The organism is Sphingobium sp. YBL2 (assembly GCF_000943805.1).
Taxonomy (GTDB): Bacteria; Pseudomonadota; Alphaproteobacteria; order Sphingomonadales; family Sphingomonadaceae; genus Sphingobium; species Sphingobium fuliginis.
The window spans coordinates 2,596,511-2,621,635 of sequence record NZ_CP010954.1; the positions used below are offsets into that span (position 1 = coordinate 2,596,511).

Consider the following 25,125-nt stretch of genomic DNA (forward strand, 5'->3'; position numbering starts at 1 on the left):
GTTGCGCCATCGTTCCACTTCGTCGCCAAAAACCGGGCCCTTTCCTTGCGTCGGACAAGGAAAACATGAACCGCCCGTCCGATCAACGGCAAAATGCGCGCGACTCACGGAAAAAGCTCATATTGCGACGCGGGCGGCGGCGCCATGGGCAGGGTCAGCCGGTCGGCCAGATGCACCGGCCGCCAGTCGGCCGCGACCAGGAAGGGGCGCAGCTTGGCGATGCTCTGCGTCAGCCGCGCGACATCGTCCAGCCGCAGCCGGCGATGGCGGCGGCTGGCGACGATCCGGTCCACGGCCTTCACGCCCAGCCCCGGCACCCGCAGCAACGCTTCGCGCGGGGCGCGGTTGACGTCGACCGGAAAGGAATCCCGATGCCGCAGCGCCCAGGCGAGCTTGGGATCGATGTCGAGCGGCAGGCAGCCGGTGACGGGATCGGTGGCGCTTTCCAGTTCCTGCGCCGAATAGCCGTAGAAGCGCATCATCCAGTCGGATTGGTAGAGCCGATGCTCGCGCATCAGCGGCGGACGCTTCAAGGGCAGCACGCTGCTGGGCGAGGGGATGGGCGAGAAGGCGCTGTAATAGACGCGGCGCAGCCTGTGCCGGCTGTAGAGCGAGCTCGCGCGCCGGATGATGGCGCGGTCGTCCGCCTGGTCCGCGCCGACGATCATCTGGGTGGACTGGCCGGCCGGGGCGAAGCGCGGCGCATGGGTGTAGCGGCGGCTGGCGTCCGACCCGTCCTCCATGGCATCGCGCATCCCCGCCATGGCGCTTTCGATCCGGTCCTTGTCCTTCTCCGGCGCCAGACTGCGCAGCCCCTGCTCGGTGGGCAGTTCGACGTTGATCGACAGCCGGTCGGCATAAAGGCCCGCCTGATGCGCCAGTTCCGGATCGGCGTCGGGAATGGTCTTGAGGTGGATATAGCCGCGGAAATCATGCTCTTCCCGCAGGCTGCGGGCCACCGCCACCATCTGTTCCATCGTGTAATCGGACGAACGGATGATGCCGGAGGAAAGGAACAGCCCCTCAATATAGTTGCGGCGGTAGAAGCTGAGCGTCAGGTCGACCACTTCCCGCACGGTGAAGCGGGCGCGCCGCACGTCGCTGGACCGGCGGTTTATGCAATAATGGCAGTCGAAGATGCAGCTGTTGGTCAGCAGGATCTTGAGCAGCGAAATGCAGCGGCCATCGGGTGCATAGGCATGGCAGATGCCCATCCCCTCGGTCGAGCCGATGCCGCCCTTCCGCCCCGACGCGCTGTCGCGCTTCGCCGTGCCGGACGACGCGCAGGATGCGTCATATTTGGCGGCGTCGGCAAGGATTTCCAGCTTCTGTCGGGTGGAGAGGGTGGCCATGAATGTTCGTCATATGTTCCCCGATCTCCCCTGTCCATAATCTCGATCAGTCAGGCTTGCGCAGGCTCGGCGTCCAGAACCTGGCGGACCTTCACCGCCAGCTGTCCGAGGGTGAAGGGCTTGGCGAGGAAGGAGACCCCGGGGTCGAGCATGCCGTTGTGGACGATGGCGTTGCGGGTGTAGCCCGTGGTGTAGAGGATCTTGAGGCCGGGATGGCTTGCCCGCGCCCGGTCGGCCAGCACGCGCCCGTTGATGCCGGGCATGACGACGTCGGTGAACAGCATGTCGATGCGCGGCTGGATCGCCAGCATCGCCAGCGCCTGTTCGCCGTCGGAGGCCTGGACGATGGTGTAGCCCAGCTCGCGCAGCGAATCGACGGACATGTGCCGGACGCGTTCCTCGTCCTCCACCACCAGGATGATCTCTTCGCCCCGCGCGCGGGGCAGTTCGGCAGGCGCCGCCATCAGGGTGCCGGCGGCCGGTTCAGGCCCGTAATGGCGCGGCAGGTAGATCTTGATGACCGTGCCTTCGCCCGGTTCGGAATAGATTTTCACATGGCCGCGCGACTGCTTGATGAAGCCGAAGACCTGGCTGAGGCCGAGGCCGGTGCCCTTCCCCACGCCCTTGGTCGTGAAGAAGGGGTCGAAGGCGCGCTCCACCACCTCGGGCGGCATGCCGGTGCCGCTGTCGGTGACGGATACCATCACATATTGGCCGGCCGCGACATCGCCATGGACCGCGGCATAGGCGTCGTCGAGATGGGCATTGGCCGTCTCGATCGTCAGCCGGCCGCCCATGGGCATGGCGTCGCGCGAATTGACGCAGAGGTTGATGATGGCCGATTCGAGCTGGCTGGCGTCGATGCTGGCGCGCCACAGCCCGCCCGCCAGCACGGTTTCCACCCGGATGCTCTCCCCGATGGTGCGGCGCAGCAGTTCCGACATGCCGCCGACCAGCTTGTTGACGTCGGTCGGCTGCGGGTCGAGCGGCTGCTGGCGGGAAAAGGCGAGCAGCCGGGCGGTAAGCTGGGCGGCGCGCTGCGCCCCTTCGGTCGCATTGTCGATGCCCCTGACGACCCGGGTGTCGGCGTCCGGCGCCAGCCGCCGCCGGACGATGTCCAGCGAGCCGATGACGATGGCGAGCATATTGTTGAAGTCATGGGCGATGCCGCCGGTCAGTTGGCCGATCGATTCCATCTTCTGCATCTGGCGCAATTGCCCCTCGGCCGTTTCGCGGTCCCGCGCCTCGCTCATCAGGCGCCGGTTGATGTCGGCCAGCGCCTGCTGGCTTTCGGTGGCCTCGGCCACGCGGCGATAGGCGGTGCGCAGCGCCACCGCGCCCAACAGGGTGATCAGCACGGCGGACACGGCAAGCCCGGCCGAAACCATGGTGCTGAGGCGGTTGTCATTGGCCGTCCGGCCCTTCAGCAGCTGCGCTTCCCGCGCCCGCATCGTCGCGACCAGCGCGCGGATGCGGGCCATCGTCACCATGCCCGCATCGAAGTCGCCCGCCGGCACGACCTCGCCCCGCCGCCGCCTTTCTATGCCCGTGCGCATCAGGAACAGGCGGTCGTCGAGCAACTCCTCCAGCTCCTCCACCGATCGGGCCTGCGGGGGATTGTCGCGCACCTCCATGCGCAGGGCGGCCAGTTCCTGCCGCCACTGGCCGCGGAAGACCTCATAGGGGCCGAGGAAGGAATCCTTGCGCGTCAGCATGAAGCCCCGCTGCGCGCTTTCGGCCTCCTGCGCGTGGAGCAGCAGCGCGGAAAGCTGGTTCTCGACGCGCAATGTGTGCTGAACCCAGATGTTGACCCGCTGCTGCACCGCATAGAGCCAATAGGTGCTGCCGAACGCCAGCCCGACGATCAGCAAGGCCAACAGCAGCAGGAAGATCGACCGTTCGGGGCGGATCGCGGGCATGGGGTGGAACATGCGAAAATATGGCGCGGGGAGCAAGCGGCGATAGGCTGTTGTAATCAGGTGAGGTCTGGCAGGCCTGCCTGGTTTTGGCCACCCTTTGGCGGGCCCGCCCCTCCCGAAGGAAGAAGCCGTGGTCGAAACCGTCTAGTCCCGCCAGCTCGAATCGATCCGGTCGATCTTGCGCACCATCGCTTCGAAATCGGGCACGCCCGGGCCGAGCGGCAATTGCACGCCGCTGAGGTCGCGCTGGTGCACGGCGATGACCTCCGGCGGGATGTCGACCGGCGTTCCGGCGGCGCCGGTCGCGACCTGGATTTCGCAGGCGCGCTGGAGCATCCACTGGATCAGGAAGGCTTCCGGCAGAGATTGCGCCATGACCAGCGTGCCATGGTTGCGCAGCATCATGATCCGCCGCTCGCCCAGATGGGCGATCAGCCGTTCCCCTTCCTCCGCCCGGATCGTGACGCCTTCGAAGTCATGATAGGCGATTCGGCCGATGAAGGCGGCGGCGTAGAAATTGGTCGGCGTCAGCCCCTCCCGCGTGGCGCTGACGGCCATGCCGGCGGTGGTATGGGTGTGGATGATGCAATGCGCGTCGGGCAGGTGGCGGTGGAAGACGCTGTGCTGGGTGAAGCCGGCGCGGTTCACCGGATAGGGGCTGCCGTCCAGCACATGGCCGTCCATGTCGATCTTAACGAGGTTCGACGCCGTCACCTCGCCATAGAGCAGGCCGAAGGGATTGATGAGGAAGGCGTTCTCCTCCTCCGGCACGCGCAGGGTGATGTGGTTGTAGATCAGCTCCGACCAGCCGAGATGGTCGAAAATGCGGTAACAGGCGGCGAGTTGCTGGCGCGCGGCCCATTCCGTGGCCGACATGTCGGGGCGCTGGCCCGTGGTCCTGGCGGCAGTTGCCATGGCGATCCTCCTCCTTGTTTATGGGGCGACTATCTGCCTGTCCCGCGCCCCTGTCGAGAAAAACGGCTTTTGGGTTGAATTTGCGCGACTCTGCTGGTAGGGCGCGCCCCACACGGCGCAGGGTGACCTGCGGCGACTCACCGCTATTTCATTCGGGCGGCCCGTCGGGAAGGGTTATGTTTCCTGGCGATCCGTCCGTTTTCGACTGGAGTTTGACTGGCTTATGCAAATCATCGTTCGCGACAACAATGTCGACCAGGCCCTGCGCGCGCTCAAGAAGAAGCTGCAGCGCGAGGGCGTGTATCGCGAGATGAAGCTGCGCCGTCACTATGAGAAGCCGTCCGAAAAGCGCGCGCGCGAAAAGGCTGCCGCCGTTCGCCGCGCCCGCAAGCTGGAGCGCAAGCGCGCCGAGCGCGACGGCGTCCGTTAAGGACCGCCTTTGTCGGGACGGTCGACCGATCGTCCCGTCCCTCTGCTGACAGAAAACATCACCCGCACCAATTTGCGAGGCTTAAGCCATGTCGACCACGGCCGTTCCCCTTCATCCTATCGCCAAGGGGTCGCTGACGCGGCTCTGGGTGGGTGTCGCCGTGGTGGCGCTGGCGGCCGGTGGCCTGGCCTGGGCCGGGCAGCAGGGCGTGAAGCCTTCGCCCGCCAGCTTCCTGGCGCATAATGGCGGCGAAGAGGGCGTGGTGACGACCGAATCGGGCCTGCAGTTCAAGGTGCTGGAGGAAGGCGCCGGTCCCAGCCCGACGCCCGCCGACGTGGCGCTGGTAGGCTATAAGGGCACGCTGCTCGACGGTACGGTGTTCGACGAGAATCCGCAGACCGCCATGCCGGTGGACGGCGTGGTTCCCGGCTTCTCCGAAGGTCTGCAGAAGATGAAGAAGGGCGGCAAGTATCGCCTGTGGATTCCGCCGCAGCTTGGCTATGGCGAGCAGGCGGCGGGGCCGATCCCGGCCAATTCCGTGCTGGTGTTCGACGTCCAGTTGCATGACTTCAAGTCCAAGGCGGACATCATGCGCATGCAGCAGATGATGCAGCAGCAGGGCGGAATGCCGCAGGGCGTGCCGGGCCAATAAGGTCGGCAACAGTCGAAAAGCGAAAAAGGGGCCGGGATTTTCCCGGCCCTTTTTCCTGGCGGATTTGCCTTGTCCATCTGCAACCCGCTGCTGCGGAGACGGGAGCCCGGTTCAGGCCGTGCCATGATCCGCTAATGCAGGGGTAAGGCGCGGGGACCATCTATCCTGCGACCGGAACCGCCGCGCTCCTGTCATTCTCCGCCTCCAGCGCTTTCGACCGCTCCTCCAGATAGACCTTGATCATCGCGACGATGGGGTCGGCGAGGAACAGTCCCATGATCCCGAACAGCGCGCCGAAGAGGATTTGCGCCGCAAGGACGAGCGCGGGCGCCAGGTCGGTGGCGCGTTTGGCCACCATGGGCACGATCAGGTAGCCGTCGACGATCTGCACCACCAGATAGACCCCGAAAGCGTAGAGCCCCGCATCCACGCCGGCGGAAAAGCCGACCAGCACGATCAGCACGCCCGATATGATCGACCCGATATTGGGCAGGAAGGCGAACAGCCCGGTCAATATGCCCAGCAGCCCCGCCATCGGCACGCCGCCCGCCCAGAGCAGCAGCCAGGTGCCCACCCCTTCCACCGCCATGCCGATCAGCCGGCCGAACATCAGCCGCCGCAAGGTCCAGCCCATCCTGTCGGCAATGGCGTAGAAGCGGCCGCGCTTGTCCATCGGCAGCATCCAGGCGACGCCGCGCTCGTAAAGCTTGGGCTCGATCGCGATGAAGATGGCGAGCACCAGCATCATCACGCCGCTGGTGATTGCGCCGACCATGGTGCCCACCGCCGCCGTCACCCGGCCGAGCGAACTCATCGCCTGCTGCGCCAGGCTCTTGAAATCCTCCGGCGTGGTGGTGACGCCCAGTTGCTGGAGCCACTGGCCGATACGGTTCACCTGCGTCTCCACGATGACCCGCATCGCCTGCGCTTGCGCCGCCAGGCTCGATCCGGTCAGGTAGAAGGTATAGACCAGGAAGGCGAGGGCGGCGATCAGCACGATGGCCAGCCGCCAGCCGCGCCCGATGGGCAGCACCCGGCCCAGCAGCCGCGTACCGCCGTCCATCATCGTCGTCAGCACCAGCGCGCCCATGATCAGCATGATGGGCTGCGCCAGCAGGACGAGCAGGGCGATGGCGATGCCGATGGCGAACCACACGCCGGCCCGCTTTATCTCATGCTGGACCAGCGGGCTGCGCAACTCGCTGGGGCCGGGTTCCTCTATGTGGATTTTCGTCCCGCTCAACCCAAGCCCCTATCGTGAAATGCTTATTTCGGCGGGGTAACGCTCGCCGGGCGCAGGCTGTTCCCCGCGCGGCCACCGCGGAAGGCATGGAGCCAGCTCAGCGGGTTCCAGGATGCATCGCCGTCGAGCGAGAAGGTGATGAATTCCGCCCGGCCGCCAATGGCCTCCCACGGCACCGGCCCGCCCAGTCCGTTTTCCTCCAGCGGTGCGCGGCTGTCGGCGCTGTTGTCGCGATTGTCGCCCATCAGGAAAACGTGATTCGCCGGAATCCGCACTGGCCCGTACCAGTCGAGCGTGCTTGGCCCCATGTCGATGGTGACGTAGCTCCTGCCATTGGGCAGCACCTCCTGCCGCACCGGCAGTTCGCACCAGCTCTTGCCGTTGGCGTCCGTCACCAGCGCGCCGGGAAATTGCATGGGCGGGCAGGGCGCGTTGCCGTCCACGGGAATGCGGATGGGCTTCAGCACCCTTTGCGGCACGGGCACGCCGTTCAGCACGACCTGGCCCCCGCGCACCTCCAATATATCGCCGGGCAGGCCGATGACCCGCTTGATATAATCCTCCCGCTTGTTCTGCGGAGAGACGATGACGATGTCGCCCCGCTCCGGCAGGCGCCCGAAGATCCGGCCTTTCAGGAAGGGCAGCGGGTGGAAGCTGGGGGAGACATAGGACCAGCCATAGGGATATTTGCTGACCACCAGCCGGTCGCCCTTCAACAGCACCGGCATCATCGATTCGCTGGGAATGTAGAAGGGTTTGGCGACGAAGCTGTGGAAGGCCAGCACCGCCAGGATCAGCAGGGCGATGCTCTTCGCCTCGTGCCACCAGTCGAGGGATGCCTTTTCCGGTTCGGAAGCCGGGCTGGGCTGTTCGGACGGGGCGGATTCGTTTTCGGTCATGTCGGCTGCCGTCATGGGAGGATTTCCGGCTGGAGAGGTGCGACGCTTATAACGGCAGGGCTTCGATAATCACAAAGGCCTGCGCCCATGGATGATCGTCGGTGAGCGTCAGGTGAACGACCGGCCGATGCCCGGCGGGAACCAGCGATTCCAGCCGGGCGAGCGCCCCGCCGGTCAGGTGCAGCGTCGGCGCGCCGCTGGGGCCGTTGACGACGCCGATGTCCTTCATGAACACGCCGCGGTTGAAGCCGGTGCCGACCGCTTTCGAAAAAGCCTCCTTGGCGGCGAAGCGCTTGGCGAGCGTGCCCGCCCTGGTGAAGGGGCGGCGGTTGGCCTTGGCCCGCTCCACATCGGTGAACACGCGATTCTCGAACCGCTCGCCGAAGCGGTCGAGCGAATTCTGGATCCGCTCGATATTGCAGAGGTCGGAGCCGAGGCCGACGATCAACGGGCCAGATCCATCTGCCGGCGCATTTCGCGGATGCTGCTCTCCAGCCCGCCGAAGATCGCTTCCCCGATCAGGAAATGGCCGATGTTGAGTTCGGCGACCTGGGGGATCGCCGCGACCGGCCCGACATTGTCGAAGGTCAGGCCATGGCCGGCATGGGGTTCGATGCCGTTCTTGGCCGCCAGCGCCGCCGCATCGGCCAGCCTGCGCAGTTCCTCCGCCCGCTCGGAACCCTCCAGATGCGCGTAGCGGCCAGTGTGCAGCTCGACCACCGGCGCGCCCAGGCGCATGGCCGCCTCGATCTGCGCGGCATCGGGCTCGATGAACAGGCTGACGCGCACGCCGGCCTTGCCCAGCGCATCGACGATCGGGCCGAGAGCGTCGATCTGCCCGGCCGCGTCCAGCCCGCCTTCGGTGGTGCGCTCCTCCCGCTTTTCCGGCACGATGCAGGCGGCGTGCGGCCGATGCCGGAGCGCGATGCCCAGCATTTCCTGCGTCGCCGCCATTTCCAGGTTCAGCGGCACGGTGAGCGCCGCCATCAGCGTGGCGATGTCCTCGTCGCGAATATGCCGCCGGTCCTCGCGCAGATGGGCGGTGATGCCGTCGGCGCCCGCCTTGGCCGCCAGCAGCGCGGCCTTGACGGGATCGGGATGCGTTCCCCCGCGCGCGTTGCGGATGGTCGCCACATGATCGATGTTGACGCCCAGGCGCAGATGAGCGGGGGTTCGGGACATGGGCTACTGCTTCCGGCTGCCGGGCTTGATCGCCGGGATCGCCGCCAGTTCGGGCGGGACCTGATCGGCGTCGTAGACCGGGAAGTTGATGCTGACGAGCGGATAGAAGGGCACGCCCAGCTCCACCTCTCCAGCGGAACGGTCGACCAGCGCGGCTTCCGCTATGACGATGCCGCCCTCCGCCTCGACCGCCTCTATCGCCTGGCGGGAGGAGAGGCCGGTGGTGACGACGTCCTCCACCATCAGCACCTTCTGCCCCGGCGCGATGGCGAAGCCGCGGCGCAGTTCGAACGTGCCTTCGGGGCGTTCCAGGAATACGGCATCCTTGTCGAGCGCGCGGCCGATTTCATGGCCGATGATGAGGCCGCCCATGGCAGGGGAGACCACCAGGTCGATTTCCTGCCGCAGTTCGCGCGGCAGCTTCTGCACCGTGGCGCGCGCCAGCCGCCCCGCGCGTTCCGCGTTCATCAGCACGCGCGCGCACTGCAGGTAATTGGCGCTGCGGCGGCCCGAGGACAGAATGAAATGCCCCTCCAGCAACGCGCCCGCAGCCCTGAATTCCGCTAATACTTCCTCGTCGGTCATCCGTGTCTTCGATCCATGGCTTACCCTTCATGGGTCGCCCCATGATCGCGCCCCTGTGCGCGGAGAGCGAGATAGGCTCACCAACTAGGCGTTGCAACAGCGAAGAAAATCTGGTTGTGGAAGCTTGAGGCGTAAAAAAAGATGCTTATAAGCCGCGGCAGACCGATACGGGCGGGGGGGACGTGTATGCGTGTGTCTTCGTTGCAGCGGCGCCAAGGGGTTACGGGGTAAGAAGACGCTTATGAACAAGGTGAAATCGCTCGTTCTCGCCGGGTTGTTGGCCTTTGCGCCCACGCTCGCCATGAACGGTCCGGCACTGGCCCAGGACAATGCCGCCGTCGCGGCTCCAGCCGCCGGGAACGAAGCCGCGGCCGCCGATTCGGCCGGCAATGCAGCGGCGTCCGCCGCGGATGCCGCGCCCGCGGCGAAGGTGGCCGCGCCGCCCCGGATGAAGCCCACTCCGGGCATCGGCATGCCGATGCCGGGCGAAATCACCCTCCAGAAGCAGTTCTCGCCCACCGGGCACACGGCGCGCTGGCTGCATGACGTGATGCTGGTGCCGATCATCACCATCATCTCGATCTTCGTCCTGGTCCTGATGCTCTATGTGATGGTCCGGTTCCGCCGCAGCGCCAATCCGACGCCGTCCAAGACATCGCACAATACGGTGATCGAGGTGATCTGGACCGTGGTGCCGGTCGTGATCCTGCTGGCCATCGCCGTGCCGTCGATCGGCCTGCTGGCGGACCAGTACAAGCCCGCCCCCAAGGATGCGCTGACCGTCAAGGTCACCGGCTATCAATGGTATTGGGGCTATGAATATCCCGACAACGGCATTCCGGAATTCGTTTCGAACATGCTGCCCAAGGACAAGGCGGAGGCGAATGGCGAGCCCTATCTGCTGGCGCCCGACAATCGTCTGGTCCTGCCGGTCGGCCGCCCGATCAAGCTGATCATCACCGGCGCCGACGTGATCCACAGCTTCGCGGTCCCCTCGCTCTGGGTGAAGATGGACGCGGTGCCGGGCCGCCTGAATGAGAAGAGCTTCACCATCGAGAAGCCGGGCGTCTATTACGGCCAGTGTTCCGAGCTTTGCGGCGCGCGCCACGGCTTCATGCCGATCGCGATCGAGGCGCTGGAGCCCGCGCAGTTCGACCAGTGGCTGCTGTCGCAGGGCGGCACGCTGAAGGCCGCCGCACCCGCGGCCACGGCCGAAGCCGCCGCGCCCGCCGCCGCTCCTGCCGCCAAGCTTTGATGTAAGGGCATAGACGCCATGACCACCATTACCGCAGATCATCACGGCGATCATGCTCATGAGCATCATGACGCCGACCACAAGCCGGCCTTCTTCCAGCGTTGGTTCATGTCGACCAACCATAAGGACATCGGCACGCTCTACCTGATCTTCGCGATCATCGCCGGCATCATCGGCGGCGCGATTTCCGGCCTGATGCGCGCCGAACTGGCGCAGCCGGGCATCCAGTATCTCCAGACCTGGGCGCAGTTCAGCGACGGTCCCGAAGCGACGCTGGACCAGGCCTATCACCTGTGGAACGTGCTGATCACCGCCCATGGCCTCATCATGGTCTTCTTCATGGTGATGCCAGCGATGATCGGCGGCTTCGGCAACTGGTTCGTGCCGATCATGATCGGCGCGCCGGACATGGCGTTCCCGCGGATGAACAATATCAGCTTCTGGCTGCTCATCCCCGCCTTCGTCCTGCTCCTCGGCTCGACCTTCGTGCCCGGCGGCACCGGAAACGGCGCGGGCACCGGCTGGACAGTCTATGCGCCGCTCTCCACCAGCGGCTCGGCGGGGCCGGCGGTCGACATGGCGATCCTGTCGCTGCACATCGCGGGCGCCAGCTCGATCCTGGGCGCGATCAACTTCATCACGACCATCCTCAACATGCGCGCGCCGGGCATGACCCTGCACAAGATGCCGCTGTTCGTCTGGTCGGTGCTGGTCACCGCCTTCCTGCTGCTGCTCGCGCTTCCCGTGCTTGCCGCCGCGATCACCATGCTGCTGACCGACCGTAATTTCGGCACGACCTTCTACGATGCCGCCGGCGGCGGCGATCCGGAACTGTACCAGCATCTCTTCTGGTTCTTCGGCCACCCCGAAGTGTACATCATGATCCTGCCGGGCTTCGGCATCATCAGCCAGATCGTCTCGACCTTCAGCCGCAAGCCGGTCTTCGGCTATCTCGGCATGGCATACGCCATGGTCGCGATCGGCGTCGTCGGTTTCGTCGTCTGGGCGCACCACATGTTCACCACCGGCATGTCGGTCAACGTGAAGATGTACTTCACCGCCGCCACCATGGTGATCGCGGTGCCGACCGGCATCAAGATCTTCTCCTGGATCGCGACGATCTGGGGCGGGTCGATCAGCTACAAGACCCCGATGGTCTGGGCTCTGGGCTTCATCTTCCTGTTCACCGTGGGTGGCGTCACCGGCGTGGTGCTGGCCAATGGCGGCGTGGATGACGTGCTGCACGACACCTATTATGTGGTCGCGCATTTCCACTATGTGCTGTCGCTGGGCGCGGTGTTCGGGCTGTTCGCCGGCTTCTACTACTGGTTCCCGAAGATGTCGGGCCGGATGTACAACGAGTTCCTCGGCCATCTGCACTTCTGGGTGTTCTTCGTCGGCGTGAACATGCTGTTCTTCCCGATGCACTTCCTCGGCCTGTCGGGCATGCCGCGCCGCTATCCCGATTATCCGGAAGCCTTCGCCTATTGGAACAAGGTCGCCAGCCACGGCTATGAGATCATGGCGGCCGGCATGCTGATCTTCTTCGTCAACCTTGTCTGGTCGCTGGTCGCCGGCAAGAAGGCGGAGGGCAATCCGTGGGGCGAAGGCGCCACGACGCTGGAATGGACCCTGTCCAGCCCGCCGCCCTTCCACCAGTTCGAGACGCTGCCGGTCATCGACTGACCGCAGGCAAGGGCGTTCCGGTTTGCCGGGACGCCCGGATTGGCGTAAAGGCCGCCAATTCCGGAATCAGGGCGATCCCGGCGCGGCCGTCGCGCCGGGTTACCGCATGAGGAGATTATGGCAAGCACGCCGATCATGACCGAAGGTTCGGCTCCTGTGATTCCCGCGCACTGGCGGGACTTCGTCGCGCTGACCAAGCCCAGGGTGATGACGCTGGTCGTCTTTACCGGGCTGTGCGGTCTGCTCGCGGCGCCGGGGCATATCCACCCGGTTCTGGCCTTCACGGCGATTCTCTGCATCGCGCTGGGCGCGGGCGCCGCGGCGACGCTCAACCAGTGGTATGAAGCCGACATCGACGCGAAGATGAAGCGCACGGCCAACCGGCCGCTGCCGGCCGGGCGGATGGACCGCCAGTCGGCGCTGCATTTCGGTGTTGGGCTCTCCTTCTTCTCGGTCCTGCTGATGGGCGTCGCGACCAACTGGCTGGCGGCGGCGGTGCTGACCGTGTCGATCCTCTTCTACGTCTTCGTCTACACCATCTGGCTCAAGCCCAGGACGGCGCAGAACATCGTCATCGGCGGCGCGGCGGGCGCCTTCCCCCCCGTCATCGGCTGGGCGGCGGTGACGGGCGACATCGGCGCCCTGCCGGTTGCGCTGTTCATGCTGATCTTCTTCTGGACGCCGCCCCATTTCTGGGCGCTGGCCCTGTTCGTGAAGACGGATTATGCCGCCGCCGGCATTCCCATGTTGCCGGTCGTGTCCGGCGAGGTGGCGACGCGGCGCCAGATCTGGTTCTACACCGCGATCATGGCCGTCGCCGCCATGGCGCCGGTCCTGCTGCGCCTTACCGGGCCCATCTATGGCACCACGGCCCTGCTCGGCACGGCGCTGTTCGTGGCCCTGGCCTTTCAGGTGTTCCGCCGGCGCGAGAGCGATCCCGCGCGCATGACCCCGGAAAAGCGCCTGTTCAAATATTCGGTCCTCTACCTCTTCCTCCTCTTCGGCGCGGTGGTCGTTGACCGCTGGGTGGCCGCATGACCCCCGAGGAAGACCGGCAGGTCCGCGCGCGGCAGAAATCCCGCGCCATCGTGACGGGCGTGCTGCTGGGCGCGCTGGTCATCCTTTTCTACGCGATCACCATCGCCAAGATCGGCGGCGGCCAGTGATGGCGAGCCTGCCGCCATCGCCTTTCGACCGGGACCGCCGCAACCGGCGGACCATGATCGGCATGGCGGGCGTCGGTCTCTCCATGCTGGGCCTGGGTTTCGCTTCCGTGCCGCTCTACCGCATTTTCTGCGAGCAGACCGGCTTCGGCGGCACCACGCAGCGGGCGGCCGCCGATGTGCAGGTCAGGGAAGCGGTGGGCCACCGCATGTCGATCCGCTTCGATTCCAATGTGGCGCCGGGCATGCCGTGGCAGTTCCATCCCGAACGCCGCACCCAGACCGTGACGGTCGGCGCGCGCAACATGGCGATCTTTGTAGCGAAGAACATGTCGGACAAGCCGGTGACGGGGACCGCGAGCTTCAACGTCACGCCGCTCCAGGCGGGCGCCTATTTCACCAAGATCCAGTGCTTCTGCTTCACCCAGCAAACGCTGCAGCCGGGGGAGCAGGTGCGCATGCCGGTGATCTATTATGTCGACCCGAAGATATTGACGGACGCCGACAATAAGGACACGCAGGAAATCACGCTCAGCTACACCTTCTATCCTGTTGAGCAGGACAAGAAGCCAAGCTAAGGCACAATCATAACGCGAACGGGGATGAGAAACGTCATGGCAGGCGCCAAGAACCACGATTATCATATTCTTCCGCCCAGCATCTGGCCCTTTTTCGGCTCCATGTCGGCGCTGGTCATGGCTTTCGGCGCGATCATGTGGATGCATCCCGATGCGCTGCCCGCCGGCGGCGGCTGGGTGTTCCTGATCGGCGTCGCGGGTGTGCTGTTCACCATGTACAGCTGGTGGGCCAATGTCATCGCGGAGGCGCATGCGGGCGATCATACGCCGGTGGTGCAGCTTCACCTGCGCTACGGCATGATCCTGTTCATCGCGTCGGAAGTCATGTTCTTCGTGGGCTGGTTCTGGTCCTTCTTCGACTTCTCGCTCTTCCCCAGCCAGTTGGCGCCGATCGAGGGCCTGTTCCCGTCGAAGGGCATCGAGGTGATGAACGCCTTCGAGCTGCCGCTGCTCAACACGCTGATCCTGCTCTGCTCGGGCACGACCGTCACCTGGGCGCACCATGCGCTGATCCACGGCGACCGCGAGGGGCTGAAGAAGGGGTTGACGCTCACGGTCATCCTGGGTGTCCTCTTCTCCTCCATCCAGGCCTATGAATATGCCCATGCGCCGTTCCCCTTCGGCGGCAGCCCCTATAGCTCCGCCTTCTACATGGCGACGGGCTTCCACGGCTTCCACGTGCTGATCGGCACCATCTTCCTGCTGGTGAACCTGATCCGCGCGCACAGGGGCGACTTCACCCCGCGCCAGCATTTCGGTTTCGAGGCGGCTGCCTGGTACTGGCATTTCGTCGACGTGGTGTGGCTGTTCCTCTTCGTCGCCATCTATGTCTGGGGCGGCTGGGGCGCGCCGGTCCACGGCGGTTGATCCTTCCGCCGATGGATTTGCGAAAGACGGCCGGACCTGTTCCGGCCGTTTTCTTTTTCGGCAGCGGGCATTATGCCTGACCCCATGTCCTCGCCAGATCCCCAATCCCCCATGCCGCAGCCGCTGTTGATCGCTTCGGCCATGGGCGCCTGTCCGCGATGCGGCGCGTCGACGCTGTTCGCGGGGCCCGTTCGCTTTGCCGCTTCGTGCCGGTCCTGTGGGCTGGACTATGGCCAGTTCAATGTCGGGGACGGCCCTGCCGCCTTCCTGACACTGATCATCGGCGCGCTGATGGTGGCGATGGCGCTGATGCTGGAATTGAAGGTCCACCCGCCACTCTGGCTGCACATCCTGCTCTGGACGCCGCTGACCGTCCTGGCCGTGATCGGCAGCCTGCGGGTGGCGAAGGGCGCGCTGCTCATCCTGGAATATCGCAACAAGGCGCGCGAGGGACGGTTGACCGCCGGGGACCGCGAGGCATGAGCCGCCGCCTGCCTCTTGTCCCGACGCTGATTGTCGCGGCGGCGGTGCTGGTGATGATCGGTCTTGGCGTCTGGCAGCTTCAACGCCGGGCGGAGAAGGAGGCGACGCTGAGCCTGGTCGCGGCGAATCCGTCCAAGCCTGCCATCGCCTTTCCCGCCCATCCGCCCGTGCCGCCCGAACTTCTGTTCCGGCGCTCCTCCGCCCACTGCCTTCGCGTCGTCCGTTGGCGCAGCGAAGCCGGGCGGGCCGCCGATGGATCGGTCGGCTACCGCTATATTGCCGAATGCGCGACGGGCATCGAGGGGCCGGGTGTGCTGGTGGCGGCGGGCGTCGCCAGGACGCCGGACGCCAAGCCCCAATGGCAGGGCGGTCAGATGCGCGGCTGGATCGGGGAGGAACCCGATCACCGCTCGCTCCTGTCGCGGATCGGCGGCCGGGCCATGCCCTTGCGGCCCATGCTGATCGCCGGAGAACCGGTGCCGGGTCTCAAGCCGCTGGCGCCGCCCACCGCCGCCGACGTGCCCAACAACCATCTGGCCTATGCCGTGCAATGGTTCTTCTTCGCCGGCATCGCGGCGGTCATCTACCTCCTCGCGTTGCGCAGACGGACGCCGCGACCTTAATGCTTGCCCGAAGGCGCGTCCGGCGTTACCGCGCTACCCCATCATGCACTATGTGAGCACCAGAGGGAGCGCGCCTGCGCTCGGGTTCGAGGATGTGACGCTGGCCGGGCTGGCGTCCGATGGCGGTCTCTATGTGCCGGAAAGCTGGCCCAGCTTCTCCGCAGACCAGATTCGCGCGCTTTCGGGCCTTTCCTATGTCGAAACGGCGGTACGGGTCATGGCGCCTTTCGTCGCCGGATCGCTGGGCGAAGAGGAATTGCGGGAGTTGTGCACCGCCGCCTATGGCCGGTTCAGCCATGACGCGGTGACGCCGCTGGTGCAGCTCAACCACCGGCATTGGCTGCTGGAGCTGTTCCACGGGCCGACGCTGGCGTTCAAGGATGTGGCGCTGCAACTGCTGGGCCAGTTGTTCGAGCGCTTCCTGTCGCGTCGGGACGATCATCTGACCATCGTCGGCGCGACCTCCGGCGACACCGGATCGGCGGCGATCGATGCGGTCGCCGGACGTGAGAAGATCGACATCTTCATGCTGCATCCGGACGGCCGCGTGTCGGACGTGCAGCGGCGGCAGATGACCACGGTGCTGGCGCCCAATGTCCACAATATCGCCATCGACGGCAGCTTCGACGACGCGCAGGCGCTGGTGAAGGCGATGTTCAACGACGCCGGCTTCGCGCGCCGTTTCAACCTGTCGGCGGTGAACAGCATCAACTGGGCCCGGCTGATGGCGCAGGTCGTCTATTATTTCTACGCCGCGGTCCGTCTGGGCGCGCCCGAACGCGCCATCGCCTTCTCCGTCCCCACCGGCAATTTCGGTGATGTGTTCGCGGGCTATGTCGCGGCGAAGATGGGCTTGCCGGTCGCGAAGCTGATGGTCGCGACCAACGTCAACGACATCCTCCACCGCGCGCTGTCGGAGGGTGACTATAGCCAGGGGCAGGTGGTGGCGACCGCCACCCCCAGCATGGACATTCAGGTCAGTTCGAACTTCGAGCGGCTGCTGTTCGACGCGGGCGGGCGCGACGGCAGGGCGCTGGCGGAGCAGATGAAGGGATTCGAGGCGAGCAAGGCGATGCGCCTCACCAATGCGCAGCGGGACGGCGCATCGGCGCTGTTCGCGTCGGCGCGGGTCGATGCCGACGCCATGACCATGGCGATGCGCTGGGCCTATGACGCGGCGGGGCAGGTGATCGATCCGCACAGCGCGGTCGGCCTGGCGGCGGCGCGGGCGATCGACCTCGACCCGGCGGTGCCGGTGGTCACGCTGGCGACGGCGCATGCGGCCAAGTTCCCCACGGCGGTCGAGCGGGCCACGGGAATCCGCCCCTCGCTGCCTTCGCGCGTGGGCGATCTGTTCGCGCGGGAAGAGGCCTATGCCAAGCTGCCCGGCACCTTCGACGCGGTCACGGCCTATGTCGCGGAGCGGGCGACGCCGAGGGGCTGAGGTGAACCTTCAGACCCTCATCGGTGAGCCCTGGCCGGACTATGGCCTGATCGATTCGGGTCATGGGCGGAAGCTGGAGCGCTATGGCCGTCACCGCTTCATCCGGCCGGAGCCGCAGGCGATGTGGGCGCCCGCGCAGGACGATTGGCAGGCCGACGGCGAATTCGTCCCCGGTTCCGACGAGGAGGGCGGCGGGCGCTGGTTCTACGAGCGCCCCGTGCCGGCCGAAGGCTGGCCCCTGCGCTGGAACGAGGTGACGTTTCAGGCGAGTTGCACGCCCTTTCGCCATCTGGGCTTCTTTCCCGACATGGCGCCGGTCTGGGACTGGATGCGCGGCAAGGTCGCGGACAAGGTCAGCGCCGGGGATCAGGCGCAGGTGATGAACCTGTTCGGCTATACCGGCGTCGGCACGCTGGCCATGGCGGCGGCGGGCGCGCAGATGGTGCATGTCGATGCCTCCAAGAAGTCGGTGGCGCAGGCGCGGGCCAACGCCGCGCTGTCGGGGCTGGAGGACCGGCCGGTCCGCTGGATCGTCGACGATGCGGCGAAGTTCGTCGCGCGCGAGGTGCGGCGCGGGCGGCGCTATGACGGCATATTGCTCGATCCCCCCAAATATGGCCGTGGGCCCGATGGAGAGGTCTGGCGGCTGGAGGAGGATCTGCCGGGGCTGATCGCCCATTGCCGGCAATTGCTGGATGCGGACAGCCGCTTTCTGTTCCTGACCGTCTATGCCGTGCGCATGTCGGCGCTGGCCATCGGGGAATTGCTGCGCCAGGCCTTTGCCGATCTGCCGGGCACCGTGGAAGCGGGCGAACTGGCGGTGCGCGAAGAGGCGCGCGGATTGATGCTGCCCACCGCGATCTGGGCCCGGTGGAGCCGCTGAGTCCATTCCGTCATTGGGCGACGGGCGGCTGAAGTTTCTTCCGTCTGCGCGGTCCAGACGTGTCGACCGGCTCCTGCCCGCGCCCGATTTAACGCGGTGCGCTTTAGAAACTGGCCTTCAGCCCGTCGATCACGAACTGAGCGGCCAGTGCCGCCAGCAGGACGCCCAGCAGCCGCGTGATCACCGCTTCGATCTTGGCGCCGAGCAGCGCCATGATCGGCCCCGCCGCCAGCAGCGACCCCAGCATCAGCACCAGCGTCACGACCACCGCGCCGATCACCACCAGCCGCTCGCTCAGCCCTTCCGCCCGTGACATCAGCAGCATGACCGTGGCGATCGAACCCGGCCCGGCGATCATCGGCATCGCCATGGGGAAGACCGAAACATCCTCGACCTCGGGCGTTTCCGCGATCTTCTGGGCCCGGTCCTCTCGCCGCTGGGTGCGCTTTTCGAACACCATGTCCATGGCGATGATGAACAGCATGATCCCACCCGCGATGCGGAAACTGTCCAGCTCTATTCCCAGCACGCCCAGCAACTGCTTGCCCCAGAGCGCGAACAGCAGCAGGATGCCTGCGGCGATGGCCACGGCGCGGATCGCCATGCCGCGCCGCTGGATCTGCGTCGCGCCGGTGGTGAGGCTGGCATAGATCGGCGCGCAGCCCGGCGGGTCGATCACCACGAACAGGGTGACGAAGGCGGAGATGAACAGTTCCGTCATGGCGCCGCGGCCACCCTGTCGTCGATCACCGTTTCATAGCCGGTGCCGTTCCACATGCGCACGGTCACGCGGCGGCTGCCGTCCGGGGCGGCTTCTGCGCTCCAGCTCAGGCTTTCGTCGCCGGGAACCGGCTGTATCCCGCCCGTTTTGCGATCCGGAGGGGGAACGGCCGACCGGGGGCCGTCGCCGGCGCGGCCGCGCTTGCAGGTCGCGACCTTGCCGATGAGGAATTCGGGCGCTTCACGGGCGCTGGCGAGCGTGTCGCCATGGTCCATGATCCATTTCCATTCGCCCTTCCTGTCCCGTTGCCAGATGGTGGTGAAATAGCCGACCGATCCGTCCGGCCGCTTCCAGCCGCCGGTGCTGGCCGCCAGATTGCCGTCGCAGGACACATAGATGGCCGACGGCGTCCAGCTTACCGGGGCGGGCGGATCGGCGCGGCCCTTCAGCCATTGCTTCGCCAGCACCCGCTGCGGCACGAACATCACCGCCTCGTCCGCCGCCGTTGCGCGGAAGGCGGTCCATTGCCCCTTCTGCTGCGCCAGCCGGTTGAAGGCGAGTTCGGCGGCGAACACGGAACTGGGATCGGGTTGATAACGCATGGGCGGGCGCGCGCCCACCAGCGCCGGCAATGTCAGGGCAAGAAGCGCGGCGCGCGCCTTCACAGCCCCTCCGGCTTGGGCAGTCCGGCCCGCGCATGCGCCGCCACCAGCGTATTGCGCAGCAGGACGGCGATGGTCATCGGCCCGACGCCGCCCGGCACCGGGGTGATGGCGCGGACATGCGCCAGCGCCTCGGCCGTGGCGACGTCGCCGACGATCCGGCTCTTGCCGTCATCCGTATCGGTGACGCGGTTGATGCCGACGTCGATCACGGTCGCGCCGGGCCTGATCCACTCGCCCTTCACCATTTCCGCCCGGCCCACGGCGGCGACGACGATGTCGGCGCGATGCACCACCGAGGCGATGTCCCGCGTGCGGCTGTGCGCGATGGTGACCGTGCAATTTTCCGCCAGCAGCAATTGCGCCATCGGCTTGCCCACGATGTTGGAGCGGCCGACGACCACCGCCTCCAGGCCGGAAAGGTCGCCCAGCTCATCCTTCAGCAGCATGATGCAGCCCAGCGGCGTGCAGGGCACCAGCGCCTCCTGCCCGGTGGCGAGCAGGCCCGAATTGACGACATGGAACCCATCCACATCCTTGGCGGGATCGATCGTGCCGATCACCGATGCTTCGTTGATGTGCGACGGCAGCGGCAACTGGACGAGGATGCCGTCCACCCGGTCGTCGGCATTCAGTTCCTCGACCAGGTCCAGCAATTCCTCCTCGCCTATGGAAGCGGGCAGCTTGAACTCCATGCTTTCCATGCCCACGGCGACGGTCATCTTGCCCTTGTTGCGGACATAGACGGAACTGGCCGGGTCCTCGCCCACCAGCACCACGGCCAGACCTGGCTTGCGTCCCGTCTTCGCTATGAAAGCGCCGACCCCGTCCGCGACCTTGCCGCGAAGCGTCTCCGCAAAGGCCTTGCCGTCGATGATCTTGCCGATGGTCATGATGCTTCACCCTGTTCTTCGATAATGGTGGAGAGCCGGCCATAGGCCAACGCTTCACCGCCCCCCTTGATCCGCAGCCGCTTTAGCCGGTTGGTGTCGCCCGATTCCAGCGAAATCGCGCTGCGGGGCCAATCCAGCCGCTTCGCCAGCAGCGCGATCAGCGCCGCATTGGCCTTGCCCTTTTCCGGCACGGCGCGGACGCGGGCGCTCAGCCACGCCGCGCCCCTGTCGTCCGTCCAGACGCCGCCGACCTCCTCCCGCGTCGCGCCCGGCGTCAGGCGGACGGAGAGGAGGAGATCGTCGCCGTCCCGGCTCCAGACCGTCACACCAGCCCGAACAGCGGCGGCAATATGGCCTGGCGGATGATGAGAATGCCCAGCAGCACGACCATGGGCGACAGGTCGAGCGCGCCCAGGTCCGGCAGCACCCGGCGGATGGGATTGTAGATGGGCGCCGTCATCCGATCCAGCGCGACCATCACGGTGCGCACGAAATCATTAGAGAGATTGACGACGTTGAAGGCGATCAGCCAGCTCATGATGGCCTGGATGATGATGATCCACCACAGCACATCGAGCAGGATGACGATGATCTGATAGAGGGCGTAGGCCATGCGATCTCCGAACTGATGGGCATTCGCTCTAGAGCGATTTCAAGCCGGATGGAACATCAGACGGCCCGGAAATCGCGGAAAGCAAAGCCGATGGAGCCGAGGGGATGCCCGCATCGCCAGCGCGGTGGGGGATTATTCCACCAGATGCAAGGCCCGTTCGGCCAGCGGCATGGATTTCGCCAGCCCCGCCGCTATACCCCGCCCCATGGAATTTCGCGACGCCACGCCTGAGGACGCTCCCCTGATCGCCGCCTGCCATGTGGCAAGCTGGCGCAGCGCCTATGCGCATTTCATGGACCCGGCCTATCTGGCGGGCGGGATCGAGGCGGAGCGGTTGGCGCATTGGAGGCGGCGGCTGGCCGAAGCAGCGCCCACACAGCGGATCATCGTCGTGGAAGAGGAGGGGCGGCCGGTCGGCTTCGCCTGCCTGGTCGGCGCGGATCATCCGCGCTGGGGCACGCTGGTCGACAATCTGCATGCCCTGCCGGACGCCAGGGGCAAGGGGCTGGGCAGCGCCTTGTTGGCCGAGGCGGCCCGATGGTCGCTGGAGCATTTCCCCGGAAGCGGCCTGTACCTCTGGTGCTATGCCGACAATCATGCGGCGAGGGGATTTTATGGGCATCGCGGCGGGCTGGTGGTGGAAAATACGGCCAAAGCCGGTCCCGATGGGCGCACTTTGCCGGAGCAGCGCTATCATTGGGCCGATCCGGCGCTGCTTCTCAAGGGACGTTGAAGAGGCAGATGAGTGTGCTCCTGCGCGGGCGGGAGCACATGGCCTTACCGTCCGATCACCGGTGCACCAACGTGCCCGCACCGCGATCGGTGAAGATTTCCAGCAGCATCGCATGCGGCACCCGGCCGTCGAGGATGACGGCGGCGTCCACCCCGCCTTCCACCGCACGGACGCAGGTTTCCAGCTTCGGGATCATGCCGCCGCTGATGGTGCCGTCCTCCTCCAGTCCCTGGATCGCCGCCGGGTCGAGATCGGTCAGCAACTGGCCCTGCTTGTCCAGCACGCCCGCCACGTCGGTGAGGAGGAAGAAGCGCGCCGCCTGCAATTCCGCCGCTATGGCGCCCGCCATGGTGTCGGCATTGACATTGTAGGTGTGCCCGTCCGCGCCGATGCCTACCGGCGCGACCACCGGAATGATCCCGTTCTGCGTCAGCGTGTCGAGGATGCTGCGGTCGACCCGCACCGGATCGCCGACAAAGCCCAGGTCGACATTGCGTTCTATGCCGGAATTGGGGTCCGCCTCCCGCTTGCCCAGCACCTTTTCGCAGAGGACCAGGCCGCCATCCTTGCCCGAAATGCCCACCGCGCGGCCGCCAGCGCCGGAGATCCAGCCCACGATCTCCTTGTTGATCGATCCGGCCAGCACCATTTCCGCGATCTGCGCGGTTTCCTTGTCAGTGACGCGCAGGCCGCCGACGAACTGCGATTCGACGCCCAGCTTCTTCAGCATCGCGCCGATCTGCGGTCCGCCGCCATGGACGACGACGACATTGATGCCGACCGCCTTCATCAGCACGACATCCTCCGCGAAATCGCGCGCCGCCTCCGGATCGCCCATGGCATGGCCGCCATATTTCACGACGAAGGTCTTGCCCGCATATCGCTGCATATAGGGCAATGCTTCGACGAGGGTTTCGGCCTTGGCGAGGAGCGCCGGATCGGGGGCGTGCTTGCTGTTCATGCGCGGGCGCATAGGGCACTATGCGCCCAGCCGCAAGCTAACGATCCAGCCGCCGCCCCAGCGCGACCAGCGCATAGATGACGGGCGGCACCAGCAGCGCCGACAGCGTGATCTTCGCCAGCATCTGGCCCAGCAGCAGCTCTCCGATCGGGAACACGCCGTAAAAGGCGATGGAGACGAAGAGCAGGGTATCCGCGATCTGCGACAATATGCTTGCGACCGCGGCGCGCAGCCAGAGCAGGCGGCTGCCCTCCCGCCCCTTGAGCGCGGCGAAGAGGGTGACGTTCAGCGTCTGTGAAATGCCATAGGCGATGATCCCGCCCAGCCAGATGCGCGGCGTGCCGCCCATCATCAGCGCGAAGGCGTCGCGCCTTGCCGGGTCCATGTCGCTGGCGGCGGGCACGGACAGCACGACGATGGACAGCAATATGGAGGCGATCAGCGGCAGGAAGCCCACCTGCACCAGCCGGTTGGCGACGGCGCGGCCATGCAGTTCCGCCACGGCGCTGGAAATCGTCACCAGCAGCAGGAAGGCGAATATGCCTGCCTCCACCGCCAGCGGACCAAGGCCGAACCAGGGACCGATGGCGGACAGCGGCCCCAGCGTCACCTGCTTGTTGCCGAGCACGCCCGCAATGCAGACCATGCCGCCATAGAAGATCGAAAAGACGAAAAGCGAACGCGCAATGGGCGCGGGATGCGAAGCCATTGCCGGCACTTACCGGGGTTTCGGCGGAGTGGGAAGTGCTTAGAAGGCGGGGCAGCTTCCGTTCGCCCGTTCAGCTCTCCAAAGCGCCCTTGGCGGCGCGCAGCCCCGCCTTGCCGTTCCGCGCGAGTGTGCGCTTCAACGCTTCCGGGCTTGGCGCGACGAGGAAGCCGAAGCTGACGCAGCCCTGTTTCGTCTCCACCGCATGGTGCAGGCGATGGGCCTGGACGATCCGCTTCATATAGGCGGAGCGGGGGACGTGGCGATGGCCGATGCGGCGATGGACGATGATGTCGTGGAAGCCGAGATAGATGGCGCCATAGGCCGCGATGCCGGCGCCCATCGCCGTCGCCCAGTCGCCCCACTGCCACTGCACGCCGCCCAGCAGCAGCAGGATGGAGGGCATGGCGAAGATCACGAAATAGAGGTCGTTCGCTTCCCAGCGGCCGGTGCGTTCCCGATGGTGGCTGGCGTGCAGGAACCAGCCCGGCCCGTGCATCACCCAGCGATGCATGACATAGGCGAAGCCCTCCATCGCGACGACTGTCGCGAGGAAGATGAGGATGAGCGAAAGGGCGGTCATCGGCGCATTATAGGTTGCGACCTGCATGCAGGCGAGCTGCAAAGGACAAAAAAAGGCCGCGACCGAAATGGATCGCGGCCCTTCGTAACTTGTCGTGCGATCAGAAGGACGCGGTAACCGAACCTACCACGCCGCCCCTGGCGGCATCGCGGAAGTTGCCAGCGCCAGCATTCGGCCGGAAATGGGTGTCGGTGTCCACATAGCTGACGCCGAAGGTCAAATGGCTCCAGGTGTAGGTCGCGCCGATGCTCCAGTCGGTATAGCCTTTGCCGACGGGAACGAGATAGCTCGGCCCGAAGCTGTGGCCCAGATGTGCCGACACGCCCAGCGGGGAATTCGGAATGCTGGCCGACAGGTCACCGGCAAGGTACAGATTGTCTTCCTTGTGAACGCCGTCGACGGTGAGCGCCTTGGCCTTGGGAGCATAGTTGGCGGTCAATTTGGCGGTCGCCGGGCCGAAGGTGCCCTTGATCGATGCATAGGGCTCGACGAAGTCGGTGTTGCCGCCGCCCGAGCCGGGATAGTAATAATAGAGTACGCCGACATCGAACGTGGCCGCGCCGACGGTCTTGGAGTAACCGGCGATCAGGTCAAGTTCCTGATCGCTGCCAGCGGCGACATAGTCATCGATCGAGCTGCCCCAGGTCGAGACGTAGAAGCCCGAACTGTGCGTCACGGTGAGGCCGCCCTGCAATGCGAAGCGCTTGTCCGTCTGCGAAATGCCGCGGAAGCGATAATCCGTGACCACGGCAGCGTTGCCGGTCACGGTGAGATCCGGAGTGGGCTCGTCCTGAGCGAAGGCCGGTGCCGACATGGCGGCAAGGGCAAGGGCCGAGAGGCCGAGTATGGACTTACGCATATGATTTCCCCTTGATGGTATCTGCGATCGTCCCACCTGCGTCATGGTCCCGGATCTCTATCGCCCTGCACGGGATGGACCGGGTTGCCTCAACGAAGGAGGGATGCCTTTCCCCGCTGCGGCGCACAAGATTTTATTGCTGGTCGATGAAGTTTGCTGCTGTAATGTTGCTGGTCTGCAACAAAATCAGGCATGATTATGGCACCGGGCGCGGCCGCGCACGGTTTTCGCCGCA

The 25,125-nt window shown here is 65.9% G+C and carries 30 protein-coding genes; 13 read left to right on the plus strand and 17 right to left on the minus strand.

Features of this window, described 5'->3' with window-relative positions:
* Positions 1–104: 104 nt before the first annotated feature.
* The 3 genes from TZ53_RS11930 to TZ53_RS11940 all read right to left on the minus strand — a co-directional run bounded on the left by TZ53_RS11930 (position 105) and on the right by TZ53_RS11940 (position 4,186).
* Positions 105–1,352: a putative DNA modification/repair radical SAM protein gene (locus TZ53_RS11930; protein WP_025549868.1), complete on the minus strand. Its 1,248-nt coding sequence runs from the start codon at positions 1,350–1,352 to the stop codon at positions 105–107.
* A 50-nt stretch (positions 1,353–1,402) separates the two neighbouring features.
* Positions 1,403–3,271 (minus strand): CHASE3 domain-containing protein, encoded by a 1,869-nt coding sequence (locus TZ53_RS11935; RefSeq protein WP_025549869.1) that lies wholly within the window; start codon positions 3,269–3,271, stop codon positions 1,403–1,405.
* Positions 3,272–3,415: 144 nt separating this feature from the next.
* Positions 3,416–4,186, minus strand: coding sequence for a class II aldolase/adducin family protein (locus TZ53_RS11940; RefSeq protein WP_025551892.1), 771 nt, complete (start codon positions 4,184–4,186; stop codon positions 3,416–3,418).
* Positions 4,187–4,409: 223 nt separating this feature from the next.
* Between TZ53_RS11940 and rpsU the strand changes: the two genes are divergently transcribed.
* Both rpsU and TZ53_RS11950 read left to right on the plus strand, forming a co-directional pair.
* Complete coding sequence (rpsU, locus tag TZ53_RS11945; protein ID WP_004208618.1) at positions 4,410–4,616, plus strand: 30S ribosomal protein S21; 207 nt, start codon at positions 4,410–4,412, stop codon at positions 4,614–4,616.
* A gap of 88 nt (positions 4,617–4,704) precedes the next feature.
* Positions 4,705–5,268: an FKBP-type peptidyl-prolyl cis-trans isomerase gene (locus tag TZ53_RS11950; protein WP_044661401.1), complete on the plus strand. Its 564-nt coding sequence runs from the start codon at positions 4,705–4,707 to the stop codon at positions 5,266–5,268.
* Positions 5,269–5,428: 160 nt separating this feature from the next.
* On the opposite strand, the gene TZ53_RS11955 is transcribed toward TZ53_RS11950, so the two are convergent.
* The 5 genes from TZ53_RS11955 to pyrE are packed head-to-tail and all read right to left on the minus strand — an operon-like array spanning position 5,429 to position 9,177.
* Entirely contained in the window at positions 5,429–6,511 is a 1,083-nt protein-coding gene (locus TZ53_RS11955) for an AI-2E family transporter (RefSeq protein ID WP_025551896.1), read from the minus strand.
* 23 nt (positions 6,512–6,534) lie between these two features.
* Positions 6,535–7,425: a signal peptidase I gene (gene lepB / locus TZ53_RS11960; protein ID WP_044661403.1), complete on the minus strand. Its 891-nt coding sequence runs from the start codon at positions 7,423–7,425 to the stop codon at positions 6,535–6,537.
* A gap of 31 nt (positions 7,426–7,456) precedes the next feature.
* Positions 7,457–7,858, minus strand: coding sequence for a holo-ACP synthase (gene acpS, locus TZ53_RS11965; RefSeq protein ID WP_044661404.1), 402 nt, complete (start codon positions 7,856–7,858; stop codon positions 7,457–7,459).
* Positions 7,855–8,592: a pyridoxine 5'-phosphate synthase gene (locus tag TZ53_RS11970; protein WP_044661405.1), complete on the minus strand. Its 738-nt coding sequence runs from the start codon at positions 8,590–8,592 to the stop codon at positions 7,855–7,857. Before TZ53_RS11970 ends, acpS begins: the two co-directional genes overlap by 4 nt.
* Before the next feature lie 3 nt (positions 8,593–8,595).
* On the minus strand, positions 8,596–9,177 hold the full coding sequence (gene pyrE, locus TZ53_RS11975; RefSeq protein WP_025551902.1) for an orotate phosphoribosyltransferase: 582 nt from the start codon (positions 9,175–9,177) through the stop codon (positions 8,596–8,598).
* Between the two features lie 241 nt (positions 9,178–9,418).
* Between pyrE and coxB the strand changes: the two genes are divergently transcribed.
* The 10 genes from coxB (at position 9,419) to TZ53_RS12020 (ending at position 18,159) form a co-directional block, all read left to right on the plus strand.
* On the plus strand, positions 9,419–10,432 hold the full coding sequence (gene coxB / locus TZ53_RS11980) for a cytochrome c oxidase subunit II (protein ID WP_044661406.1): 1,014 nt from the start codon (positions 9,419–9,421) through the stop codon (positions 10,430–10,432).
* Between the two features lie 18 nt (positions 10,433–10,450).
* Positions 10,451–12,118: a cytochrome c oxidase subunit I gene (gene ctaD / locus TZ53_RS11985; RefSeq protein ID WP_044661407.1), complete on the plus strand. Its 1,668-nt coding sequence runs from the start codon at positions 10,451–10,453 to the stop codon at positions 12,116–12,118.
* A gap of 117 nt (positions 12,119–12,235) precedes the next feature.
* A complete protein-coding gene (locus TZ53_RS11990; protein ID WP_044661408.1) occupies positions 12,236–13,156 on the plus strand; it encodes a heme o synthase in 921 nt (306 codons plus the stop codon).
* A complete protein-coding gene (locus TZ53_RS27770) occupies positions 13,153–13,284 on the plus strand; it encodes a hypothetical protein (protein WP_255308763.1) in 132 nt (43 codons plus the stop codon). Before TZ53_RS11990 ends, TZ53_RS27770 begins: the two co-directional genes overlap by 4 nt.
* Positions 13,284–13,859, plus strand: coding sequence for a cytochrome c oxidase assembly protein (locus TZ53_RS11995; RefSeq protein ID WP_044661409.1), 576 nt, complete (start codon positions 13,284–13,286; stop codon positions 13,857–13,859). Before TZ53_RS27770 ends, TZ53_RS11995 begins: the two co-directional genes overlap by 1 nt.
* A 36-nt stretch (positions 13,860–13,895) precedes the next feature.
* Positions 13,896–14,726: a cytochrome c oxidase subunit 3 gene (locus TZ53_RS12000; RefSeq protein WP_025549339.1), complete on the plus strand. Its 831-nt coding sequence runs from the start codon at positions 13,896–13,898 to the stop codon at positions 14,724–14,726.
* 84 nt (positions 14,727–14,810) lie between these two features.
* A complete protein-coding gene (locus TZ53_RS12005; protein WP_238320052.1) occupies positions 14,811–15,209 on the plus strand; it encodes a DUF983 domain-containing protein in 399 nt (132 codons plus the stop codon).
* Positions 15,206–15,832, plus strand: coding sequence for an SURF1 family protein (locus TZ53_RS12010; protein WP_044661410.1), 627 nt, complete (start codon positions 15,206–15,208; stop codon positions 15,830–15,832). The genes TZ53_RS12005 and TZ53_RS12010 overlap by 4 nt, the downstream gene beginning before the upstream one ends.
* A 43-nt stretch (positions 15,833–15,875) precedes the next feature.
* On the plus strand, positions 15,876–17,276 hold the full coding sequence (gene thrC / locus TZ53_RS12015; RefSeq protein WP_044661411.1) for a threonine synthase: 1,401 nt from the start codon (positions 15,876–15,878) through the stop codon (positions 17,274–17,276).
* 1 nt (position 17,277) lies between these two features.
* Positions 17,278–18,159, plus strand: coding sequence for a class I SAM-dependent methyltransferase (locus TZ53_RS12020; protein WP_044661412.1), 882 nt, complete (start codon positions 17,278–17,280; stop codon positions 18,157–18,159).
* A gap of 103 nt (positions 18,160–18,262) precedes the next feature.
* Here the strand turns inward: TZ53_RS12020 and TZ53_RS12025 are convergent, their stop codons facing one another.
* Genes TZ53_RS12025 through TZ53_RS12045 form a run of 5 tightly spaced genes read right to left on the minus strand, consistent with a single transcriptional unit; the run spans position 18,263 to position 21,048 of the window.
* Positions 18,263–18,880 (minus strand): MarC family protein, encoded by a 618-nt coding sequence (locus TZ53_RS12025; RefSeq protein WP_025549344.1) that lies wholly within the window; start codon positions 18,878–18,880, stop codon positions 18,263–18,265.
* A complete protein-coding gene (locus TZ53_RS12030; RefSeq protein ID WP_044661413.1) occupies positions 18,877–19,545 on the minus strand; it encodes a YybH family protein in 669 nt (222 codons plus the stop codon). Before TZ53_RS12030 ends, TZ53_RS12025 begins: the two co-directional genes overlap by 4 nt.
* Positions 19,542–20,435 carry a bifunctional methylenetetrahydrofolate dehydrogenase/methenyltetrahydrofolate cyclohydrolase FolD gene (folD, locus tag TZ53_RS12035; protein ID WP_044661414.1) on the minus strand — a complete coding sequence of 298 codons (894 nt, stop codon included), beginning with the start codon at positions 20,433–20,435 and terminating at the stop codon, positions 19,542–19,544. Before folD ends, TZ53_RS12030 begins: the two co-directional genes overlap by 4 nt.
* A complete protein-coding gene (locus TZ53_RS12040; RefSeq protein WP_025549347.1) occupies positions 20,432–20,761 on the minus strand; it encodes a DUF167 family protein in 330 nt (109 codons plus the stop codon). The genes folD and TZ53_RS12040 overlap by 4 nt, the downstream gene beginning before the upstream one ends.
* Positions 20,758–21,048 (minus strand): YggT family protein, encoded by a 291-nt coding sequence (locus TZ53_RS12045; protein ID WP_007688568.1) that lies wholly within the window; start codon positions 21,046–21,048, stop codon positions 20,758–20,760. Before TZ53_RS12045 ends, TZ53_RS12040 begins: the two co-directional genes overlap by 4 nt.
* Positions 21,049–21,253: 205 nt before the next feature.
* Here TZ53_RS12045 and TZ53_RS12050 point away from each other — a divergent pair, with 205 nt between their 5' ends.
* On the plus strand, positions 21,254–21,781 hold the full coding sequence (locus TZ53_RS12050; protein WP_044661415.1) for a GNAT family N-acetyltransferase: 528 nt from the start codon (positions 21,254–21,256) through the stop codon (positions 21,779–21,781).
* 55 nt (positions 21,782–21,836) lie between these two features.
* Here the strand turns inward: TZ53_RS12050 and argB are convergent, their stop codons facing one another.
* The 4 genes from argB to TZ53_RS12070 all read right to left on the minus strand — a co-directional run bounded on the left by argB (position 21,837) and on the right by TZ53_RS12070 (position 24,890).
* On the minus strand, positions 21,837–22,754 hold the full coding sequence (gene argB / locus TZ53_RS12055; RefSeq protein WP_044661416.1) for an acetylglutamate kinase: 918 nt from the start codon (positions 22,752–22,754) through the stop codon (positions 21,837–21,839).
* 25 nt (positions 22,755–22,779) lie between these two features.
* Positions 22,780–23,451: a queuosine precursor transporter gene (locus tag TZ53_RS12060; protein WP_044661417.1), complete on the minus strand. Its 672-nt coding sequence runs from the start codon at positions 23,449–23,451 to the stop codon at positions 22,780–22,782.
* 70 nt (positions 23,452–23,521) lie between these two features.
* Positions 23,522–24,031: a sterol desaturase family protein gene (locus tag TZ53_RS12065; protein ID WP_044663002.1), complete on the minus strand. Its 510-nt coding sequence runs from the start codon at positions 24,029–24,031 to the stop codon at positions 23,522–23,524.
* A gap of 100 nt (positions 24,032–24,131) precedes the next feature.
* Positions 24,132–24,890, minus strand: a complete 759-nt coding sequence (locus tag TZ53_RS12070) for a TorF family putative porin (RefSeq protein WP_044661418.1) — start codon at positions 24,888–24,890, stop codon at positions 24,132–24,134.
* Positions 24,891–25,125 lie beyond the last annotated feature (235 nt).

Excerpts from the sequence above, each read along its gene's own strand:
- TZ53_RS11930 (WP_025549868.1), bottom strand. The coding sequence starts at position 1,352 with ATGGCCACCCTCTCCACCCGACAGAAGCTGGAAATCCTTGCCGACGCC.
- TZ53_RS11935 (WP_025549869.1), bottom strand. The coding sequence starts at position 3,271 with ATGCCCGCGATCCGCCCCGAACGGTCGATCTTCCTGCTGCTGTTGGCC.
- TZ53_RS11940 (WP_025551892.1), bottom strand. The coding sequence starts at position 4,186 with ATGGCAACTGCCGCCAGGACCACGGGCCAGCGCCCCGACATGTCGGCC.
- rpsU (WP_004208618.1), top strand. The coding sequence starts at position 4,410 with ATGCAAATCATCGTTCGCGACAACAATGTCGACCAGGCCCTGCGCGCG.
- TZ53_RS11950 (WP_044661401.1), top strand. The coding sequence starts at position 4,705 with ATGTCGACCACGGCCGTTCCCCTTCATCCTATCGCCAAGGGGTCGCTG.
- lepB (WP_044661403.1), bottom strand. The coding sequence starts at position 7,425 with ATGACGGCAGCCGACATGACCGAAAACGAATCCGCCCCGTCCGAACAG.
- TZ53_RS11970 (WP_044661405.1), bottom strand. The coding sequence starts at position 8,592 with ATGTCCCGAACCCCCGCTCATCTGCGCCTGGGCGTCAACATCGATCAT.
- pyrE (WP_025551902.1), bottom strand. The coding sequence starts at position 9,177 with ATGACCGACGAGGAAGTATTAGCGGAATTCAGGGCTGCGGGCGCGTTG.
- coxB (WP_044661406.1), top strand. The coding sequence starts at position 9,419 with ATGAACAAGGTGAAATCGCTCGTTCTCGCCGGGTTGTTGGCCTTTGCG.
- ctaD (WP_044661407.1), top strand. The coding sequence starts at position 10,451 with ATGACCACCATTACCGCAGATCATCACGGCGATCATGCTCATGAGCAT.
- TZ53_RS11990 (WP_044661408.1), top strand. The coding sequence starts at position 12,236 with ATGGCAAGCACGCCGATCATGACCGAAGGTTCGGCTCCTGTGATTCCC.
- TZ53_RS27770 (WP_255308763.1), top strand. The coding sequence starts at position 13,153 with ATGACCCCCGAGGAAGACCGGCAGGTCCGCGCGCGGCAGAAATCCCGC.
- TZ53_RS11995 (WP_044661409.1), top strand. The coding sequence starts at position 13,284 with ATGGCGAGCCTGCCGCCATCGCCTTTCGACCGGGACCGCCGCAACCGG.
- TZ53_RS12000 (WP_025549339.1), top strand. The coding sequence starts at position 13,896 with ATGGCAGGCGCCAAGAACCACGATTATCATATTCTTCCGCCCAGCATC.
- TZ53_RS12005 (WP_238320052.1), top strand. The coding sequence starts at position 14,811 with ATGTCCTCGCCAGATCCCCAATCCCCCATGCCGCAGCCGCTGTTGATC.
- TZ53_RS12010 (WP_044661410.1), top strand. The coding sequence starts at position 15,206 with ATGAGCCGCCGCCTGCCTCTTGTCCCGACGCTGATTGTCGCGGCGGCG.
- thrC (WP_044661411.1), top strand. The coding sequence starts at position 15,876 with ATGCACTATGTGAGCACCAGAGGGAGCGCGCCTGCGCTCGGGTTCGAG.
- TZ53_RS12025 (WP_025549344.1), bottom strand. The coding sequence starts at position 18,880 with ATGACGGAACTGTTCATCTCCGCCTTCGTCACCCTGTTCGTGGTGATC.
- folD (WP_044661414.1), bottom strand. The coding sequence starts at position 20,435 with ATGACCATCGGCAAGATCATCGACGGCAAGGCCTTTGCGGAGACGCTT.
- TZ53_RS12045 (WP_007688568.1), bottom strand. The coding sequence starts at position 21,048 with ATGGCCTACGCCCTCTATCAGATCATCGTCATCCTGCTCGATGTGCTG.
- TZ53_RS12050 (WP_044661415.1), top strand. The coding sequence starts at position 21,254 with ATGGAATTTCGCGACGCCACGCCTGAGGACGCTCCCCTGATCGCCGCC.
- argB (WP_044661416.1), bottom strand. The coding sequence starts at position 22,754 with ATGCGCCCGCGCATGAACAGCAAGCACGCCCCCGATCCGGCGCTCCTC.
- TZ53_RS12060 (WP_044661417.1), bottom strand. The coding sequence starts at position 23,451 with ATGGCTTCGCATCCCGCGCCCATTGCGCGTTCGCTTTTCGTCTTTTCG.
- TZ53_RS12065 (WP_044663002.1), bottom strand. The coding sequence starts at position 24,031 with ATGACCGCCCTTTCGCTCATCCTCATCTTCCTCGCGACAGTCGTCGCG.
- TZ53_RS12070 (WP_044661418.1), bottom strand. The coding sequence starts at position 24,890 with ATGCGTAAGTCCATACTCGGCCTCTCGGCCCTTGCCCTTGCCGCCATG.